Origin of the sequence: Perspicuibacillus lycopersici, from assembly GCF_025660475.1 — a bacterium.
Lineage (GTDB): Bacteria > Bacillota > Bacilli > Bacillales > Caldibacillaceae > Perspicuibacillus > Perspicuibacillus lycopersici.
The window spans coordinates 94,432-114,481 of the sequence record NZ_JAOUSF010000003.1 but is presented as its reverse complement, the minus strand read 5'-3'; the positions used below and the strand labels follow the sequence as shown (position 1 = coordinate 114,481).

Here is a 20,050-nt window from a genome sequence, read left to right as displayed (position 1 = left end):
TTTCACGAAATCTATTTTTCCCTATCATCATTTCCTAAACGTAAGCATAATTTAGTATAAACAAAAAAAGATAGTCCACAGTAGATGTGAAATAGAGGGGAATAGCTATGTCAATTAAAGAGTATTACCACCGTTTAGGAAATACGAGCTTGAATATTAGTCTATATTTTATTGTTATCGGAATGCTACTCAACGTATATTTGCTAATGAAAAATCAAGTAATCTATGGAGGGATCCTATTCATTGCAGTAAGTTTTCTGTATTATAGTATTCACTTATATTATGTAAAAAAATCACAAAAGGTACAGCTACAACTTACGAAAGAAGACGACACGAGAATATTAAATCGATATATATTAGAATCCAATCATGGCTGTTTATACTATTTTTCCCCAAATGGTATAGCAAATGTAAAAGTAAAACTGAAATACACAATAAAAGGGGTACGATTTTCAATATTAGAAAAGGACAATGAGTTAGGCTATGTAATTTATAGAAATAAACAGCTACAATTTTATTTACTAGAAAAACTATTTTTCGGAACGGTAAGCAGTAACGGAAAACACGAGATTGGAAATATTAGTATAGAAAATAGTGAAATCCATCTAAAAAAAAGTAAAAATAATGAGTTTAAGTTTATGAAGGATAATCAAATTATTGCCGAGGTAAAAAAGGGCTGGCTACCGATTTCTTGGACAAAAATTTTCCGTCTTAATACACCAGTGCTTTTGTTTCAGGATAAAGTAACCACTGAAGAAAAACTGGCGATACTATTAATATTGCCGGTAGTTTACAACGTATAATTTGTTCCGAATTAAAATCGAATGAAGAACAGTATTTCATGCTGACAGATTCCTTAAACTCTGCGAAAATAGTATTGATAGTAATGATAGGATTGTTTTCTACAAGATGGTTGCTATTCAAAGGAAAGAATCCAGCTAAGCAAACGTCATATACGAAAGACTCTCATGCGAAGGCTTCGTCTATTTGTCTACAGCGAATTGAAATTACGACGAAAATAGTCAAAAATAAAAAGGTTTATTATTTCTTTTCGAACTCCATACTATAAAAGTAGCGTTTCTATATGTAAAGGGGGATTTTATGAAGCAGGTTTTCATTGGATTGATTTTCATATTATCCGTACTGCTTGTTGTCGATCAATTTATTGTAAAATCCGGTAAAAATAATACCTCTATTACTAATTCGGAAGAGGATGCTGGTGCACAATCACTGTTGGATAGTGAACAATCGGTAGAAGCAGTTGCAGATTATGGACTTCAAATCGGACAGGCAGCACCAGATTTTACATTGGAGACATTAGATGGTACTACGTTGTCATTAAAGGATTTGCGCGGAAAAAAAGTATTGCTGAACTTTTGGGCTAGCTGGTGTGGTCCTTGTAAAGAAGAAATGCCACATATGCAAAAGGTGTACGAGCAAATTAAAGACGAGGATACTATCGAGATTGTTGCTATTAATTTAACGATTGGCAAAGAATCGGCAGAGGATGCGGCGAAATTTGTGAGAGAAATGGGGTTATCATTTCCAATTCCTTTAGATATTGGTGGAAAAGTACAAGAGGCATACGAAATTTATCCAATTCCAACAAGCTATTTCATTGATGCAAATGGGGTCATTCAATCGAAATATTTAGGACCAATGAATGAAGAATACATCATGAATGAATTAAATAAGCTGTAAAATGTCTGATGATTGCAATCAGGCATTTTTTATTGTAATCCTTTGAACGAATTTGATAAGATGGATTAAACTACATAGAAAACGACAAGGGAGAAATTTTATGCTAAATGTTCCATTTAAAAAAGTACATGGCTCTAGAAATGATTTTCTTTTAATAGATCATAAGGATCTACCGAGTTCTTTTACGTATCAACAAAAACAACAATTAACAGTACTTCTTTGTGATAGGGAAAATGGAATTGGTGCGGATGGTATTCTTTTTGTTAGCGTCGGTGGTCGTACGGATGGTGTAATGCAAATCTTTAATTCGGATGGGTCCGAGGCATCCATGTGTGGCAATGGGTTACGATGCGCTGGCCGATATATTCTTGAAAAAACAGGAAAAGATCAAGTAATCGTCGAAACGTTAAAGGCAGATTTATATGTAAAAAAATATCATGAAACGAAAACAGATATTCCTTTCTATCAAGTAGAAATATCACCGGTGCTTTTTGAACCAACAAGCTTGCCGATGAAAAGTAACCTAGAAAAAGTAGTGAATGAAAAATTAGATTATCTCTCCCATGAATTAACTTTTACAGCAGTAGCAGTTCCAAATCCACATTTAATTTCTATTGTAACTAAGGAAATACTCCTAAGTGAAGAACAAGGGAGAATTGCAAAATATGTAAATGGAGAAAATCCGTATTTTCCAGACGGTGTAAATGTAAGCTTTGTTTATCCAATAAAAGCAGGCGAGGTTTTTGTCAATACGTATGAACGAGGCGTTGGGTTTACCAATGCATGTGGAACGGCCATGTCTGCTTCAAGCCTAGTAACCATTCTTCAAGGTCTACATCAATTCGAAAAACCACTTGTTGTCTATAATAATGGTGGCTATGTACAAACGATCGTGCATAATCAAAATGGGAAGCAATGGATTGATTTGATAGGAAATGGTACGTATTCGTTTGATGGGAACGTTGAAGTGGATATGGAAAAGGCGTTAATGACTAATTTGGAAAAAACCTATCATTATGATGAGGAAGAATTGCAATATCAACAAATGGAAAAAAAGGCAAAGGATGTTATACTGTCTGTTTTTGGGAAAGAGCAAATATAAATTGCGAGTCATTTATGTACTGCACCTTAGGGGTTAGATTTTAACGCTAACTTATCGGGTGCAGTACCGCTTTTACCAGCATTTTATTTATGGACTTTATTTTGTTGAGTAGGAATAAGCAGTAACATGAAACGAGTTATTTATACAGGTGAAAAACTATTTATTAACAAAGAAATTCGTTATCCTGTTTATATATTGCTTCTCTTAGGAACGTTCGTATATTGACCAATGAAACCGATATTGTAGCCTATTTTATCAACCGTATTTCCGCACAATACCTAGAGCAGAATCCGTTGGAAACGAGCGGTCAAGCGGATTTCCGCACAATATTCAGCTCAGAAACCGATTGATAGCATCAATCAACCGTATTTTCGCACAATATCTAGACCAGAATCCGATGGAAACCATCTATCAACCGTATTTCGGCACAAGATCTAACGAAGAATCCGATGGAATCGATCTATCAACCGTATTTCCGCACAATACCTAGAGCCGAATCCGTTGGAAACGAGCGGTCAAGCGGATTTCGGCACAATATTCAGCTCAGAAACCGATTGATAGCATCTATCAACCGGATTTTCGCACAATTTCTAACGCAGAATTCAATGGACACGAGTTATTAAACGGTTTTGGCGTAATTTTAAAGCTTTCTTTCCCTTTGAAAAAAGTTAGCTATGATTTTTTTTCAAAAATTGTAATACTTCTTGTAGTTGTTCAGAATTGGCTGCTTGGAAAAATTTTTCAAATGGATTCCCCTTTTCTTTTATACGATTGAGAACGGATTGCATGGAAAATCCATCTGGTGTAAGCTTGTCATCGGCTAATTCTTCCCAAAAAATAGGGGCTGCAACACCTGCATTTTCATTCCCCCGTAAAGAAAATGGGCTAATAATCGTTTTCCCCTCAGCGTGCTGAACATAATCAATATACAGTTTATTACCTCGATTTTTTTTTAACCGTTCAATAGTAAAATGTTTGTCGTTTTTCGCAATAATATAATTTGCAATAAATTCTGTAAAGAGACGAGCTTCGTCCCAGGAAATTGGTTTATCCTCTGCAAGTGGAAAATAAATTTGCAACCCTCTATTTCCAGAAACTTTAATAAATCCTTCTAAGCCTAATTTATCAATAATATCTTCTTTTATAAAAAGTGCTGCTTCAACTGCTAACGGAAAATCGTTTTTCGTAGGAGGATCAAGATCAATGACAATTTCCTTCGGATGGCTTTTTCCTACCGTGCGATACGGTAAATGAAATTCAATTGCTAGTTGATTACCTAACCAAAGATAGGTTTCGATATTATTACAAACAATATAATTAATCCCATCCTCAAAATTTGTTTCAACAAAATCTGGAGCATAGTCTGGACAGTTCTTTTGAAAAAATGCCTCTCCAAAAGTTCCATGTGGATAACGTATTACAGTTAAATTGCGATTCGACAAAAATGGCTGTATATACGGATAAATATCCTTTAAATAATGGATATAGTCTATTTTTGTAATTGGATTTTTTTTCCATAAAGGTTTATCCGGATGTGTTATTTCGATTGGGAGATTTTTATCATTACCTTTCATTTTATCTAACGTGCATTCGCTCGGATGGGTAGAAAAAAGAAACTTGGAAAAATAAGGTTCACGTAAAGCATTTTCATATAGCTCTAAATAATTCAATTCCAGACAAATAGTAGGGGAAACATAAATAAATTGATCATTTTCTTTTATAGCATTTGCACGAATGACTTGTAAAAGTGCTGACATTTCTTCCTTCGTCATCCCATTTTTGAATAAGCCTATAGGTACTAGCTCATCCGAATGAAAGACGGCAACATGAAAAAATCCATTATTTTTCTCATATGCGGTAATCACACATTGTACTTTTTTCCAATTTTTATATTTTAACCATAGGCTTGTCCGTTTTCCATCCTCCCACTTGCTGTTTTTATGCTTAGCAATGATTCCTTCACCATCGTATTGCTTCACCATTTTCCATAAAGTTTGGAAATTAGCATGATATGGGATAAATTGAATAAAAGTTTTATCTTGGCTATTGGGATGTAGCGGAAATTGTAACTGTTTACAGATAGATTGGAGTAACATTTTTCTTTCCATAAAGGTTTTTCCTGTTATTTGTTTCCCTTGATACATTAGTAAATCAAATGCTAGAAATGTACAACGATTATTATTCATCGATTGTTCTATATTTTTAGCTGCTCTTAAACGACCGCGTGTTTGAATAAGGGAAAATGCACTTTTGTATGGATTTACTAGTACGGCTAATTCTCCGTCAAGAATTATTGGCAAATGTTCTTGCAGCACGTCCTTCCATTGAAGAAAAAAATGGTTTGCTTCGGGAAATTGTGAAAGTAAATTTTTCCCATTTCGGCTAATCATTTTAATGGAATCACCGATTTCCAACATTGCACGAAAACCGTCATATTTTGTTTCATACACCCATTCTTCACCTAAAGGTATATCAAAAGTTAAACTTGGAAGCATTGGTTTCATCGTTATCCCCTTTAATTCGTTAGTTTAACGTTAGTGTTTGCCAAAACTTATGATGTATGAGTATCCATATGATTATGGAATGATAATTATAAGAAAGGGATGATGCTATGCATACAATGTGGAAAGGGAGTATAAGCTTTGGCTTAGTGAACATTCCGGTAAAGCTTCATGCAGCAACAGAGGACAAGGATATCAAATTCCGCAGCCTCCACAAAAAATGTCATACACCAATTAAATATGAAAAAGTATGTCCAAATTGTGAGATAGAAATTACTAATGAAGACATTGTAAAGGCATATGAATATACGAAGGGTAAATATGTCGTACTAGAGGAGGAAGATTTAAAAAGCTTGGAGCATGAACAGGATGATAAAGCAGTTGAAATTATTGACTTCGTTAAAATTAGCGATATAGATCCAATATATTTTAATCGAGGATATTATTTATCGCCAAATGAAGGTGGTTCAAAGGCTTATTCACTGTTACGAAAAGCGTTAGTGGAATCAGGTAAGGTTGGTATTGCAAAAATAATGATTCGATCAAAAGAGCAATTAGCTGTTATTAGAGTATACGATAATACGCTAGTAATGGAGACAATCCATTATCCTGATGAAGTTAGAAATGCAGCTGATGTACCGAATGTTCCATCGGAAAGCCAAATATCAAAAAAAGAGCTAGATACTGCTATATTATTAATCGATCAACTAACAAGCGAATTTAATCCAGAGAAATATAAGGATGAATATCGAGAGACGGTAATGAATTTAATTGAATCTAAACGGACGGGAGAAAAAATGGTAACACCAGACTCGAAAGAAACGCCATCCAATGTTATGGATTTAATGGCTGCATTACAAGCATCAATTGATCGAACAAAACCAGAGGGAAAAGCAAAACAAAAACCAACTGCTAAACGAAAAACGGTGACTCGTGTAAAGAAAAATGCATAGTAGGGAAAGAAACGACTGTTTATTCAGTCGTTTTTTGTATGTTTTAAATATCCCCAATTTTATACAAATAAAAACAATATTTTCGTTTATTTAACGAAAAATTTCTTTGTTTATTTAGAAGAATAAAGTGAGTGAACAAAAAGAACTACCATGCAAAAAAATATTACATTTTTATTACAAAGGCAAGTGGGGATAGGATAATAGTCCTATGCTTTTCAAAAGAAATATTAAAACGGAAATAAAATGTCATATTATTCGGCAAATTTTTACTAGTGAAAAATAAATAAATCAGTGCTTTGGAACTATTAATTTTGTTCAATAGATAGAACATACAGACTATTATACTATTTTTAAAATATATAAATAATTACGACAAATTTTGACACAAATTGTGAAAATTTTAAGGTATATTTCTTAGTAGCAACACGATATACATAGAAATGGTACGAAAGGAGGATATAGGTTAACAATTTTATTTCAAAAGTTACATTGGGAGGGGAAGCTTTGAAAAGGAAAACGAGACGCATCATATCTATGTTGTCTGCTGCACTATTATTGGTTTCCATGTATTTATCGCCACTAGGTAGTACATATGCAGCGACAAAAGGAAACGCTGTTTCTGTAAAAGATACAGGAACACAATCAGTAGAAAGTAAGATTAATAGTAAGGTTGTCGATCAATTTAAGAAAGATGATAAAGTATCTTTCTTAGTAAAATTTAAAGAACAAGTGGATTCTGCAAAGGTTGCTGCAGAAGCTGATAAAAAGGCGAAAGCACAAAAACTTACGCCAAGTAAAGCAGAGTTTGCTAAAAGATCTGCTATCATTACGGAATTAAAAGCAACGGCTACTACTACACAAGCTTCAGTAGCTAGTTACTTAGAGAAGCAACAGAAGGAAGGGGAAGTAGATAGCATAACATCCTTCTACATTATTAACGGTATGGAAGTTACTGCTACGAAAGAAGTAATGGAAAAAATTGCTTCATTCCCTGAAGTAGATAAAGTATTACCAAATGAAACAAGAAAATTGATTGAAACAGATTTAGATGACGTTTCAACAAGTGATAACAAGGTACAAAGTGTTGAATGGAATATTGATCGAGTTGGAGCACCAGAAACTTGGGCAATGGGTGTAGATGGAACGGGTACAGTAGTCGCTTCTATCGATACAGGTGCACAATGGGATCATCCAGCATTACGTGATAAATATTTAGGCTATAACCCAGCAACTGGAGAAGTTAACCACGAAAATAGCTTCTTTGATGCTATCAATGGTCAAACAGCAGCATATGATGACCAAGGACATGGTACACATACAATCGGTACAATGGTTGGTAGTGAATCTAATGGAGCTAACCAAATTGGTGTCGCACCAGGTGCGAAATTTATCTCCGCAAAGGCATTAGATGCGGAAGGATATGGTTCCGATAGTGGATTAACTCTAGCTGGCCAATGGGTTCTTGAACAAGGTCCAGATGTAGTAAATAACTCTTGGGGTGGTGGACCAGGATTAGATGAATGGTATCTACCTGTAGTAACCAACTGGAGAGAAGCTGGAATTGTGCCAGTATTTGCAGCTGGTAATACAGATTTATTTACACCACAAGATCCCGGAACTGTTGCAGCACCAGCAAATTATGAGGAATCATTCGCTGTAGGAGCAACAGATATAAATGATAATTTAACAAGCTTCTCATTATTAGGTCCATCTCCTTACGGTGAGATTAAACCAGATGTATCAGCACCTGGTAGCGGAATTCGTTCTTCTGTACCAGGAAATGGTTATGCTGGTAACAGTGGTACTTCAATGGCAGCTCCACACGTAGCAGGAGCAGTTGCATTGTTAAAGCAAGCAAATAGTAGCTTGACAGTTGATCAAGTAGAAGAAATATTAATGAGTACTGCTACACCAAGAACAAATGCAGACTATCCACAGTCACCAAATAATGCATTTGGTTCTGGTATTATCAATGTATTTGCAGCAGTTGCTTCTGTATCGGAAGGTCTAGGTACAGTAGTAGGTCAAGTTACTGCAGATGGTGAGGATACTGAAGCGCCAACAATTGAACATGAAGGATTTGAATCTACGTATGCTGGACTTCCAGTAACAGTGCAAGCGACAGTTTCTGATAATGTTAGTGTTACAGGTGTATCTGTAGAGTATGAAAATGCCGATGGTACTACAGGTACATTGGAAGCAACACAAGTAGATGGCGATTACAAGTCTGGAGTATTCGAAGCGACAATTCCTGCTGAAGATGTTGTAGAAGGAGATCTAGTTTATACAGTACATGCAACGGATTTTGGTGGAAATGAAGCGGTTAGTGAAGAGTTTACATTAACGGTTAATCCTCCAGCTTCTGTAGGTTACTTCCAAGATTTTGAAACTGATTTTGCCGGGTGGAATGTAGCGATTGGAGAAGGTTGGGAATGGGGTGTGCCGACGACTGGACCAGGCGCAGCGTTCTCAGGTGAAAAAGTCGTTGCTACAAACTTAGATGGACAATACGCTAACAGCACATATGAATCTCTAGAAACACCACCTATTGCAATTCCTGCAGATGGAAATGCATATTTACAATTGAAACAATGGTATAATCTTGAAAATAACTGGGACTTCGGTGGTATCTTTATAACTGCTGACGGTGGTCAAACTTGGGCAGAACTTGCGGAATATACTGGAACCACTGGTGGTTGGGTTGATGCAGAATTTGATTTAAGTGCATATGCTGGCCAAACGGTTGTCATTTCATTTGATATTTCTACAGATGGAAGTGTAGCCCGTGATGGTTGGTATATTGACGACGTAGGTATCTCTGCAACACCACTTACCGAATCAGTAACAGTTGGTAAAGATGTAAAACAAGAAGAAGTAGCGAAAAAAGAAGGTCAGGAAAAGATTAATCTTGCAGAAGCGAAAAAAGCATTTGCAAAAGCTGCAGAGACGAAAGCTGTGAAAACAGATGTTGTTCCAATGTCTCTTCCATTAAATGCTACTGTAACTGTTCAAGAAACAGGAATTTCCGTTAATACAAATCCTGCGAATGGTAGTTATTCTATTCTTGCACAAGCTGGAGAGTATAATCTACTTGCAGAAGCTTACGGATATCATTCCTCTGAAGCATCAGTAACTGTAGCAGATAGTGAAGAAACAGTTGCTAACTTTAATTTAGAAGCACTACCTAGTGGTACTGTTTCTGGTACAGTATCAAATGCACAAACTGGCGAGCCAATTGAAGGCGCAACAGTTTATGTTGTTGAAGACTCAAATGTAGCACCAGTATTATCGGATGCAGATGGTAATTATAGCTTAACTGCATATGCTGGTGATTACACATTAAAAGTAGTCGCACCAATGTATAATGGTGTGGAAGTAGCCATTACACTTGATGGTGGAGCAGAGCTAGATCAAGACTTTGCCTTAAATCCATTTATCGGATATCCTGGTGAAATCGGATATGATGATGGCGTTCCAGAAAATGCAGTAGCTTGGAATGATGCTGGAAATGGTTGGGGAGTTAAAATGTCCTTAGCTGAAGGTTCAGAAAGTGCTCTCGTAACCGGTGGATTATTCCGATTCTGGGATACAGAATGGCCAGTTCCTGGTGGAACGGAATTCCAAGTAGCTGTATATGATGCTAGTGGCCCTGATGGATCACCAGGTCAAAGGATTGCAGGTCCATACGATGCAACTGCATTACGTGATGGTAACTGGACACATGTTGATTTAAGTGATAAAGGAATTGTGGTAGATGGAGACTTCTATATGGTTTACATTCAATCACAACCAAATCCTAATACTCCAGGATTAGCACTAGATGAAACTAGTGACGCTGGAAGAAGTTGGGATTTCATTGGAGGTACATGGTCACCATCTTCTGAAGGTGATTTCCCTGGTAACTTTATGATTCGTGCACAAGTAGAATATAGCGTGGATGCACCTGTTATCACTGCACCTGTTGATGGTTTATATACTAGTGAAGAAACAGTTTCAGTTGAAGGAACAGTGGCACCTTCTCAACAAGTTGTTATTTCTAACAATGGAGAAGATGTAGCAGAAGTTCAATCTACTGAGGATGGTACATTTGCTAGTGATGTAACATTATCTGAAGGTGAAAACGTATTATCTGCATTAGTTACTGCAGAGCGTGGAACAACACCTCCTTCTAATGAAGTAACGGTTGTTTATGATAGTGTTGCTCCTGCATTAACAATTGATACACCAGTAAATGGTGATAAATTAAATGCAGAAGCAGTAACAGTATTAGGACATATCGAAGATGCAAATCTTGATAAAGTTACTGTAAATGGTGTAGAAGCTACTGTTACAGACGATATGTATGATGCTCGAATCGTATTAGAGGAAGGCGAAAACTTAATTACTGTCGTTGCAACTGATTTGGCTGGAAATGAAACAGTTCAAGAGGTTACAGTGGAAGTAGATTATTCTGCTCCTGTCCTTGAAAATGTTGAGCCTGCCGAGGATGTAGAATTAGAAGCAGGGGATACTTTAGAAGTTTCCTTTACAAGTGACCCTGGTTTAGAAGCATCGTTTGTTATCCATTTACCACTTGCAGAAGAAAATGGTGCTGCTAGTGTAACAGAACTTTCCATGGAGGAAGTAACTCCTGGTGAGTATGTTGGATATTACACGGTTGCTGATAACGTAAAAGCAGATGGAGCGAGAGTTGAAATTCGCGTAGTTGATGCTTATGGAAATGAGTCCAGAACATTAGCGGATGGAAAACTATTCATTAACTTAAGTGATGAAGAAGATCCTGGAGATGGAAACGATCCTGGAGATGGAAACGATCCTGGAGATGGAACAGATCCTGGAGATGGAAATGATCCTGGAGATGGAAATGATCCTGGAGATGGAAATGATCCTGGAGATGGAAATGATCCTGGAGATGGAAATGATCCTGGAGATGGAAATGATCCTGGAGATGGAAACGATCCTGGAGACGGAACAGATCCTGGAAATGATGATGGAGTAGACAACGATAATAGCGGTGGAAATGACGATGGTAATAACAATTCTGGAGATAACGAATTACCTGATACTGCAACAAATAATGGTAATATGTTAGCTATTGGATTCTTGTTAATTGCAATCGCATCCGTAACATTTGTTCTTGTTAGAAGATTCAAAAAAGTCGCTGAATAATAAGTGTTGACTTTTTAAGGAGAGTAGAGAAATCTGCTCTCCTTCTTCATTTTGCTTCAATATTAAATGTAATTATATAAATAGAAGAAACGATTTAAATAAATAAAAAGATTAGTATTATTCATTGACAGGATACGGTATTTCATTTATGATAAAGATGGTATTACATAGTTCTATATAATTTTTAAGGAAATAGGTCGCAGCTTCAATCCAGTGTTGGACGCTTAATACCGTCCTACGAAATGGATACTGCGACCTTTTTTAATTATATAAGAAGACATGTAATAAATTTTTTGTTAATTTAGGAGGATTTACAATGAACACAGGTAAAGTAAAATGGTTTAATACTGAAAAAGGTTTCGGTTTCATTGAAGTTGAAGGTGGAAATGATGTATTCGTACATTACTCCGCTATTCAAGGTGAAGGATTCAAAACTTTAGAAGAAGGTCAATCTGTTTCTTTCGAAATCGTTGAAGGTAACCGTGGACCACAAGCTTCTAACGTAACTAAACTATAATAATCCAAAGAGCAAATTTACCAATAGGTAAATTGCTCTTTTTTTGTATGATTTTTCAATAGAATGCATAGAAGTTTACACAATTTAGTAAAAAACATGTTTAGAAAAAATTTTTTTCACTATACTATAATTGTAGGGATATTTTTATCCACATTTTATTTATTTTATTAGGAGGATTTACATGGCAACAGGAAAAGTTAAGTGGTTTAATGCAGAAAAAGGTTTTGGCTTCATCGAACAAGAAGGTGGAAATGATGTATTTGTACATTATTCTGCTATCCAAGGTGATGGATTTAAAACACTAGAAGAAGGCCAAGAAGTGAGCTTTGATATAGAAGAAGGACAAAGAGGTCCTCAAGCTGTCAACGTTCAAAAAATGTAATAGGAAAATTCCTTACATTGCACAAGAAGAGTCCGAAATCAATGGACTCTTCTTTTTATTTTGTCTTATGATTAAGTTTTTTTGTAATGGCTGTTTTCTAAAGAAATATTGTTAATTCAAGTAAAGATATTTTTAATTAAACGCTGATCAGACGTATTATACGGAGATTCCACGAAATGCGGAACTGTCAGTTTGCAACGCACGAAATGTAGTACTCGGTATCGTGATATGGAAACACTACGAGAACAGCATACGAGCCGATGTTGATAGTAGTGGATGGAGTGGCGCAAGTTCTTTTGCAAAAAGCAATAATCTATACGAAAACAAGGTTTAAGAAAATGAATATTGTTCTTATCCATAACACAGTACACATATTTCACCTTAAGGAAACTAAGATTTAGGAAAACTATGCAGATGCGAAGAAGGGACAAGTTATTTATCACATGTCGTACATAAATAATCGTTAAATAAAGTACACTAAGTGAATGAGTATCATGATAAAGATATTAGTTGGACTATGCTGTAAATAATACGATATTGTTTCCAGGAGGAAATGAAATGGGCAAAAATAAAGGAAAAAAACTAAAGTGGTGGCAGTTATCGATTTTAGGTATTGGTTTTATTATTGGTACTGGTTTTTTTCTAGGCTCGACTATTGCAATTCGGTCAGCAGGACCAGCAGTTGTGATTACTTTTTTCTTAGCGGCAGTTGGAACCTATATTGTATATGACGTATTAGGAAGAATGACTGCACTTGATCCACAAGAAGGTTCATTTAGCTATTATTCCAAAAAGGCATATGGACATTGGGCAGGTTTTAGTAGTGGATGGGTTTACTGGAGCTCTGAAATGCTTATTATGGGAAGTCAAATGACAGGGATTTCGATATTTACTCGTTTTTGGTTTGAAAACATCCCAATCTGGATTTTTGCTTCCGTCTATACTGTGTTAGCGATAGGTATTGTATTAGTAGGTATAAAATGGTTTGAACGAATTGGAAATGTTTTTGCTTTTGCAAAATTGTCCGCCATTATTATGTTTATCATATTAGCGTTATTAGCATTATTTGGTGTTTTAAAAGGAGATACAGACTTTCAAAAACCTACCACTCTTGCTAGTTTTATTCCGTATGGATGGAAGGGAATGTGGGCAGCATTGCTTTTTTCTTTTTATGCATATGGTGGAATAGAAATTATGGGTATTTATGCTACGCGATTAAAGGATCCAAAGGACACACCGAAATCGGGAAAATTTATGCTAATGCTATTAACCATTATCTATATACTATCGGTTGGATTGGCAATTATTTTAGTTCCATTACGAACATTTAATATGGAAGAAAGCCCATTTGTAGTAGCCCTACATAACTTTCATCTAGCGTTCGTCCCACATGTATTTAACGGGATATTAATTATTGCAGGATTTTCGACAATGACTGCCTCACTATTTGCAGTAACGACGATGCTTGTAAACTTAGCGAAGGATGGAGATGCACCAGCGCGTTTAGGTAAAGGAGGAAAATTAGCGGTACCTTTACCTGCGCTTGCGATGACAACCTCGGGACTAATTATCTCAATTGTATTAGGGCTACTATTGCCAGATCAAGTTTATGAATACATTACAACTGCTGCAGGATTAATGCTTCTCTATAATTGGTTATTTATTTTATTTTCATCGAAAAAGCTACTTAAAGTATCGATGTTTGATCATGTAAAACGTTACCTTGGGACTATATTAATTTTATTAGCTGTAACTGGCTCGATATTTCATGGCTCCAGTAGACCGGGATTTTTTATTAGCCTTTTCTTTCTAGTGATAATCGGTGGAATCACAATCTTAATGAATCGTAAATGGAAGAAAGGTGGAAGTAAACCAACGGGCATTTATCAAATTATTAATGGCGAAAAGGAAAAATAAGCAAGCAATTGGTCAATTTATTTCTATTTATTAACTAATGCTTGTACACCTTCCAGTCCAAAAAATACGCCAAATCCAATAAGGAATAATCCGGAAATTATCGATAAAATCTTTAAAAAAGTTATCGATAAATATTTGCGAAATATACTTGATATCGTGGCCATTGAGATGTCCCAAATAAATATACCGATAAAAATTGCTAAGCTAAAAAGCATTACATCTTCTCTACCATATTTATGTATCGTTGTCGTTAATATCGATCCGTAAATACCTAACCAAAATAAAATTGATAATGGATTAAGTAAGGACATAAAAAAACCGGTAAAAAAGGATTTAATCGCAGGTTCATTGCTCCGTTGTGATTTCGGGTTTATTTTAGAAATGTTTACAATACTTTCTACTCCCGTATAAATTAAGACAAAGGCACCGAAAAGCCATAGAAAGGTTTGCATAAATGGTATTTCTAAAAAATGGACAACACCAAAGAATATAAGCAACATGAAAATAGCATCTGCAATCATTGCACCTAAGCCAACAAACCAGGAGTGGAGAAATCCATTTTTTAATCCATGATCTAATTGGGCAGCATTAATCGGACCGATTGGTGCTGCTAATGATAAACCTAATAAAATATAGCTAAGAAAAATGTTCAATTCAAATAAACCTCCATCTCATTTGCTTATGCTTGTACATTCTATTCAAATATTATGGAGTTTAATACTAAAATAATATCTTGTTCATTTCTTTTGAAATAGATAGTATTATTCCTGTAGAAGAGGACGACAAAGGTAAAGAAATTTTACAGAAATTATTACCATTGTATATGGATAATTAAGTGCGTTATACTGATTTTAGACATTCAAATGGTTTACCCAACCCTTTGTGATTTACAACATTTTTTTGGCTGACTAATATAGTCAGCTTTTTTCTTTTTTAATCTGAAATGGAAAAAACCATGAGTCAGCGGAAAACTAATCGCATCTCACGGTTTTTTTTATCCATGTGTAATGTATTTAAGGTGGACTTTTTCTATTATATTTTGATTTTTTCAAACGTACTAGACTTTGAGCGTTCTTTTTCTTCCTTTTCTGGTCTAATGCCAAAATAGCAAATAATGGCAGTTAAAACACTAAGACCAGCTAAGAAATAAAAAATATAATTCTCCATCGATTTCATCATAATTGCTAATATTGGCGGGCCAAGTGCAACACCAATAAATCGCATGGAACTATATAAAGAGGAAATTGTTCCGCGTTCTTCTTTTTGAATGCCTTCCGTAATTAATGCATCTAAACAAGGTAGACCAACCCCAATACCAATGCCAACGATGACAAATAGCAAAATTGATATCCATAAATTGCTGAAAAAACTTAAAGAAAAAACACTGATACATAAAATCAGTAACCCAATAAAGGCTACTTTTTTCATTAATATCTTATCTTCCTTAATTTTTTTCCCGGAAATAAAAGAGGCTAAACAAAGAGCACCTAATGGAATTGCTAAAATAAAGCCTTTTGTGATATGTCCAATACCATATCCATCTTCTAACAGGCTAGATAAATAAAACAAAATACCAAATAAAATAAACATTAGCATGCCACCAATAAAAAATAAGGAATTCAACCAACGACTATTTAGCTTATATGTTCGTTTCAAATCATGAACAAACTCTTGAAATGTAGGGACTTCCTTATTTTTGGGACTTTTGACTAAAAACATCATCATTAATATAGAAATTAAACAAAATACAGGAATGGAAACGAATGGCAGATACCAAATGATATTTGCAAGTAATGCGCCTAGAATGGGACTTAATACCTTTCCGAGTGTATTTGCTGTTTCGATAATTCCAAGGGAAGAACTGATTTCTTTATCGGTTCGAAACATATCTCCGACTAATGGTAAGACGATGGGAAACGCTCCGGCAGCACCAACTCCTTGCAATGTTCTTCCTATCAATATTAACCAGTAGCCACTTTGCATTTTCCATGATGCAAATGCAGCAATGATTCCTCCAATACCTGCTAAAATAAGGCTAGGAATAATTATCATTTTTCTTCCCCATTTATCGGATAAATATCCGGCAATCGGAATGAAAAATATCGCTACAACCGAATAAACCGTAATGATTAAACTAGATTGGAGCGAGGAGATATGTAATTCTTTCTCCATTGTTGGTAAAACTGGAATCAGCATTGAATTACCTAATGTCATCACTAACGGAATTGAAGCAATGGATACTATTGCCCATTTTTGATCATTTGCTTTATGAATGTTGTCACTACTCTTCATTCTTATCACCATTAAGATAATTTAATTTCGACATTATCATACTCCATTCAAAATGCATTAATATTAATAATGTAACCAAAAAAATTGAAAGCATAATTGGAAAAAACTATCCTATTGAAAAGGAATAATTTTCACTTTGGATATTTTAAATTATTTTAGGAAAATGACAGTTACTTGTAGCTAATTAGGTAGGTAATAAACCGGAAGAATCATAAATTGTGGAGTCAACGGTATAATGACATAACTTTAAGAGAGCGATGGAGAATGTTCGAACGGTTTAGAGAATCTATTTATACGGTATAAATATTTGCGATGTCTATCTTGAATATTCTGGAAAAATGATGAAGAAATGAAGGGGAATGAATAAGTATGACCTAATTCTTCTTCTTCGTGTAATGATATTGTCAATACGTAGCTAGAGTAAGATAAAATTGTAATTTGTATTTTAGTATTTAATCAATAGCCGATAGTTAAAGGGACAAATTTGGGGAATTATTATAATATTTTATTATTTCCTTTGACTTCCCAATATTCAATGGTAAAATGGAAATGTAAACGGTTAATCCTATATTGGTATAGTTTATAATGTAAACTATTTTAATGAAACGTGTTTACGTTAGGGGTAACGAAAACATGGTAGATTATTCAAGTTTTGGAGGGTAACTGTACATGAACAGGATAAAAGGGGACCTTGTTGTTCCATGGGAAAATTTTCACGGACCAAATTTAGGTTACATTGCAGAATTATATGAAAACTATCAAAAAGATCCCAATTCGATTGATCCTGAAATCAAGGAACTGTTTGAACAATGGGGACCGCCATTATTAGATGGTGGCTTAAAATCAGAAGGTAAAACATTGCAGCAAGCAACACCATCCATTCAAATGGAGCAATTGGAAAAATATTTAGCCGCAAGTAAATTAGCAGATAGTATTCGGACATTTGGACACTTAGACGCTAATTTAAATCCATTGCAACAAAGAAATAATGGTGAGTTGTATAATAATCCGCAAAAATTTGGCCTTACTTATGAAGAATTAAAAGAATTTCCTGCATCCATCTTTAGTACCAATCTACCGGCACATATCACCAATGGATTGGAAGCGTTGAAATATTTGCAAACAATCTATTCCAATAATCTTGCATTTGAATTTGATCATGTCCAAGATAATGAGGAGAAGCAATGGTTAACGGTAATGATTGAAACAGGTAAATATAAAGAAAACTTATCAAACGAGAAGAAGCAAGCAATTTTAAAAAGACTTGCAGAGGTAGAAGTATTTGAGCAATTTCTTCACCGGGTTTTCGTTGGACAAAAGCGATTTTCGATTGAAGGAGTAGATACACTTGTTCCATTATTAGATGAAATCATTTCTTGCTCCGTAAAAAAAGGCGTGAAATCAGTTAATATTGGAATGGCTCATAGAGGTCGACTCAATGTATTAGCACATGTATTAGGAAAACCATATGAGATGATTTTTGCAGAATTTCAACATGCACCAAATAAAGATTTCATACCATCCGAAGGTTCCATCGGTATTACGTATGGATGGACTGGTGATGTGAAATATCATTTAGGATTGGATCGGAAAATAAAAGAGCAAGATTCTATTCAAGCAGTAATAACGCTTGCTAATAATCCAAGTCATTTAGAATATGTTAACCCAGTTGTCGCTGGTTATACCCGTGCAGCACAAGAAAACAGAAAAAATAATGGACATCCTCTACAAAATACGGATCAAGCACTAGGAATTCTTATCCATGGAGATGCAGCATTCCCGGGACAAGGAGTCGTAGCAGAAACATTAAATTTAAGCCGAATTAAAGGCTATCAAACGGGAGGTACTATCCATATCATTGCAAACAACATGATTGGATTTACTACAGAAAGTGAAGATTCCCGCTCGACGAAATATGCAAGCGATTTGGCTAAAGGATTTGAAATCCCGATTATACATGTTAATGCGGATGATCCGGAAGCTGTCTTAGCTGCAGCACAATTAGCTGTCTTATATCGACAAACATATAATAAAGATTTTCTCATTGATTTAATTGGGTACCGACGCTATGGTCACAATGAAATGGACGAACCGCTCGCAACGAATCCGGTAATGTACCACTTCATTCATGAACATCCTACCGTATTAAATCTATATGCAAACCAATTACAACAATCTGGCGTTATTGCACCCGATTATTTAACAGAGGTAGAAAAACAAATAGAAAATAAATTAAAAGCAGCCTATGAAAAAGTACCGAAAGGCAAGGATCTTGATTATGTAATGAATCCTCCTGAGCAGGTAGAAAAAGGCATACCTCCAGTTGTTACAAAGGTTGCATCAGATCAATTAACACGTTTGAATGAGGAATTATTGATGTGGCCAGAGAATTTTCAAGTGTTTAACAAATTGGAGAAAATTTTAAAACGACGAAGTAAAGCATTTACCGAAGGGAAAATTGATTGGGCACATGCAGAAACATTAGCGTTTGCTACAATCGTTGAAGATGGCATTCCGATTCGCTTAACGGGTCAGGATTCGGAAAGAGGAACGTTTGCCCATCGCCATATTGTATTACATGACCATCAGACAGGAGAAACTTTTTCACCTCTCCATAATTTATCGAATGGAAAAGCTTCCTTTGCAGTACATAATAGCCCATTATCAGAAATTAGTGTGTTAGGATTTGAATATGGCTACAATGTCATTGCACCAGAAACACTCGTTTTATGGGAAGCCCAATTCGGTGACTTTGCAAACTCCGCCCAGGTCATTATGGATCAATTTATTTCTTCTGGCAGAGCAAAGTGGGGACAAAAATCTGGACTCGTCATGTTACTTCCACATGGTTATGAAGGCCAAGGACCAGAACATTCAAGTGCAAGACTAGAACGATTTTTAACAATTGCTGCAGAAAATAACTGGACTGTCGCTAATATGACAAAATCATCGCAGTATTTTCATATTTTACGTCGTCAAGCACTTATATTAGAAAAAGAAGAAGTAAGACCATTAGTAATTATGTCACCAAAAAGCTTGCTCCGTCATCCGTTAGTTGCCTCAAGCTATGAGGATTTAACAGATGGAGAATTTCAACCAGTATTAGAACAACCAGGAACAGGAAGTAAAGCGGACAAAGTCGAGCGATTGATTCTTTGCTCTGGAAAAATTGCAATTGATTTGGCAGAAGCAATTGAAAAAGTAGAGGACAGAGATTGGTTCCATATTTTACGAATAGAAGAATTATATCCTTTTCCGATGAAGGAAGTAGCAGCATTTATTGAAAAATATGGAAACTTGAAGGAAATCGTTTGGGTACAAGAGGAACCGAAAAACATGGGTGCTTGGACATTTGTTGAACCAAGGGTAAATGCTTTAGCACCAACAAATGTAGAAGTATTCTATATTGGAAGAAGAAGACGATCGAGTACTGCTGAAGGAGATCCGATCGTTCATAAATGGGAGCAATCACGTATAATCAATGAGGCTTTAAAACGTTCATAAGAGGTTTACTAG

Annotated in this window: 12 protein-coding genes; 9 read left to right on the top strand and 3 right to left on the bottom strand. The window is 35.4% G+C overall.

Going from position 1 to position 20,050, the window contains the following annotated elements:
* Window positions 1-107 precede the first annotated feature (107 nt).
* The 3 genes from OEV98_RS08535 (at window position 108) to dapF (ending at window position 2,803) form a co-directional block, all read left to right on the top strand.
* Window positions 108-803, top strand: coding sequence for a hypothetical protein (locus OEV98_RS08535; protein ID WP_263072848.1), 696 nt, complete (start codon window positions 108-110; stop codon window positions 801-803).
* 298 nt (window positions 804-1,101) lie between these two features.
* Complete coding sequence (locus tag OEV98_RS08530; RefSeq protein WP_263072847.1) at window positions 1,102-1,701, top strand: TlpA family protein disulfide reductase; 600 nt, start codon at window positions 1,102-1,104, stop codon at window positions 1,699-1,701.
* 100 nt (window positions 1,702-1,801) lie between these two features.
* Entirely contained in the window at window positions 1,802-2,803 is a 1,002-nt protein-coding gene (gene dapF, locus OEV98_RS08525; RefSeq protein WP_263072845.1) for a diaminopimelate epimerase, read from the top strand.
* Between the two features lie 668 nt (window positions 2,804-3,471).
* Here the strand turns inward: dapF and OEV98_RS08520 are convergent.
* On the bottom strand, window positions 3,472-5,307 hold the full coding sequence (locus OEV98_RS08520) for a DNA ligase D (protein ID WP_263072844.1): 1,836 nt from the start codon (window positions 5,305-5,307) through the stop codon (window positions 3,472-3,474).
* Window positions 5,308-5,414: 107 nt separating this feature from the next.
* On the opposite strand from OEV98_RS08520, the gene ku reads away from it, so the two are divergent.
* The 5 genes from ku to OEV98_RS08495 all read left to right on the top strand — a co-directional run bounded on the left by ku (window position 5,415) and on the right by OEV98_RS08495 (window position 14,242).
* Window positions 5,415-6,257 (top strand): non-homologous end joining protein Ku, encoded by an 843-nt coding sequence (gene ku, locus OEV98_RS08515; protein ID WP_263072843.1) that lies wholly within the window; start codon window positions 5,415-5,417, stop codon window positions 6,255-6,257.
* A 504-nt stretch (window positions 6,258-6,761) separates the two neighbouring features.
* Window positions 6,762-11,426 carry a S8 family serine peptidase gene (locus tag OEV98_RS08510; protein WP_317633798.1) on the top strand — a complete coding sequence of 1,555 codons (4,665 nt, stop codon included), beginning with the start codon at window positions 6,762-6,764 and terminating at the stop codon, window positions 11,424-11,426.
* A 316-nt stretch (window positions 11,427-11,742) separates the two neighbouring features.
* Complete coding sequence (gene cspD / locus OEV98_RS08505; RefSeq protein WP_263072842.1) at window positions 11,743-11,943, top strand: cold-shock protein CspD; 201 nt, start codon at window positions 11,743-11,745, stop codon at window positions 11,941-11,943.
* Between the two features lie 181 nt (window positions 11,944-12,124).
* Window positions 12,125-12,325: a cold-shock protein gene (locus OEV98_RS08500; RefSeq protein ID WP_263072841.1), complete on the top strand. Its 201-nt coding sequence runs from the start codon at window positions 12,125-12,127 to the stop codon at window positions 12,323-12,325.
* A gap of 558 nt (window positions 12,326-12,883) precedes the next feature.
* On the top strand, window positions 12,884-14,242 hold the full coding sequence (locus tag OEV98_RS08495; RefSeq protein ID WP_263072840.1) for an amino acid permease: 1,359 nt from the start codon (window positions 12,884-12,886) through the stop codon (window positions 14,240-14,242).
* Between the two features lie 23 nt (window positions 14,243-14,265).
* Here OEV98_RS08495 and OEV98_RS08490 read toward each other — a convergent pair whose 3' ends face one another.
* Entirely contained in the window at window positions 14,266-14,895 is a 630-nt protein-coding gene (locus OEV98_RS08490) for a LysE family translocator (RefSeq protein ID WP_263072839.1), read from the bottom strand.
* A 379-nt stretch (window positions 14,896-15,274) separates the two neighbouring features.
* Entirely contained in the window at window positions 15,275-16,534 is a 1,260-nt protein-coding gene (locus tag OEV98_RS08485) for an MFS transporter (RefSeq protein ID WP_263072838.1), read from the bottom strand.
* A gap of 669 nt (window positions 16,535-17,203) precedes the next feature.
* Here OEV98_RS08485 and OEV98_RS08480 point away from each other — a divergent pair.
* Window positions 17,204-20,038, top strand: coding sequence for a 2-oxoglutarate dehydrogenase E1 component (locus OEV98_RS08480; protein WP_263072837.1), 2,835 nt, complete (start codon window positions 17,204-17,206; stop codon window positions 20,036-20,038).
* Window positions 20,039-20,050: the final 12 nt, after the last annotated feature.

Excerpts from the sequence above, each read along its gene's own strand:
- OEV98_RS08500 (WP_263072841.1), top strand. The coding sequence starts at position 12,125 with ATGGCAACAGGAAAAGTTAAGTGGTTTAATGCAGAAAAAGGTTTTGGC.
- OEV98_RS08530 (WP_263072847.1), top strand. The coding sequence starts at position 1,102 with ATGAAGCAGGTTTTCATTGGATTGATTTTCATATTATCCGTACTGCTT.
- cspD (WP_263072842.1), top strand. The coding sequence starts at position 11,743 with ATGAACACAGGTAAAGTAAAATGGTTTAATACTGAAAAAGGTTTCGGT.
- dapF (WP_263072845.1), top strand. The coding sequence starts at position 1,802 with ATGCTAAATGTTCCATTTAAAAAAGTACATGGCTCTAGAAATGATTTT.
- OEV98_RS08485 (WP_263072838.1), bottom strand. The coding sequence starts at position 16,534 with ATGAAGAGTAGTGACAACATTCATAAAGCAAATGATCAAAAATGGGCA.
- OEV98_RS08535 (WP_263072848.1), top strand. The coding sequence starts at position 108 with ATGTCAATTAAAGAGTATTACCACCGTTTAGGAAATACGAGCTTGAAT.
- ku (WP_263072843.1), top strand. The coding sequence starts at position 5,415 with ATGCATACAATGTGGAAAGGGAGTATAAGCTTTGGCTTAGTGAACATT.
- OEV98_RS08520 (WP_263072844.1), bottom strand. The coding sequence starts at position 5,307 with ATGAAACCAATGCTTCCAAGTTTAACTTTTGATATACCTTTAGGTGAA.
- OEV98_RS08495 (WP_263072840.1), top strand. The coding sequence starts at position 12,884 with ATGGGCAAAAATAAAGGAAAAAAACTAAAGTGGTGGCAGTTATCGATT.
- OEV98_RS08480 (WP_263072837.1), top strand. The coding sequence starts at position 17,204 with ATGAACAGGATAAAAGGGGACCTTGTTGTTCCATGGGAAAATTTTCAC.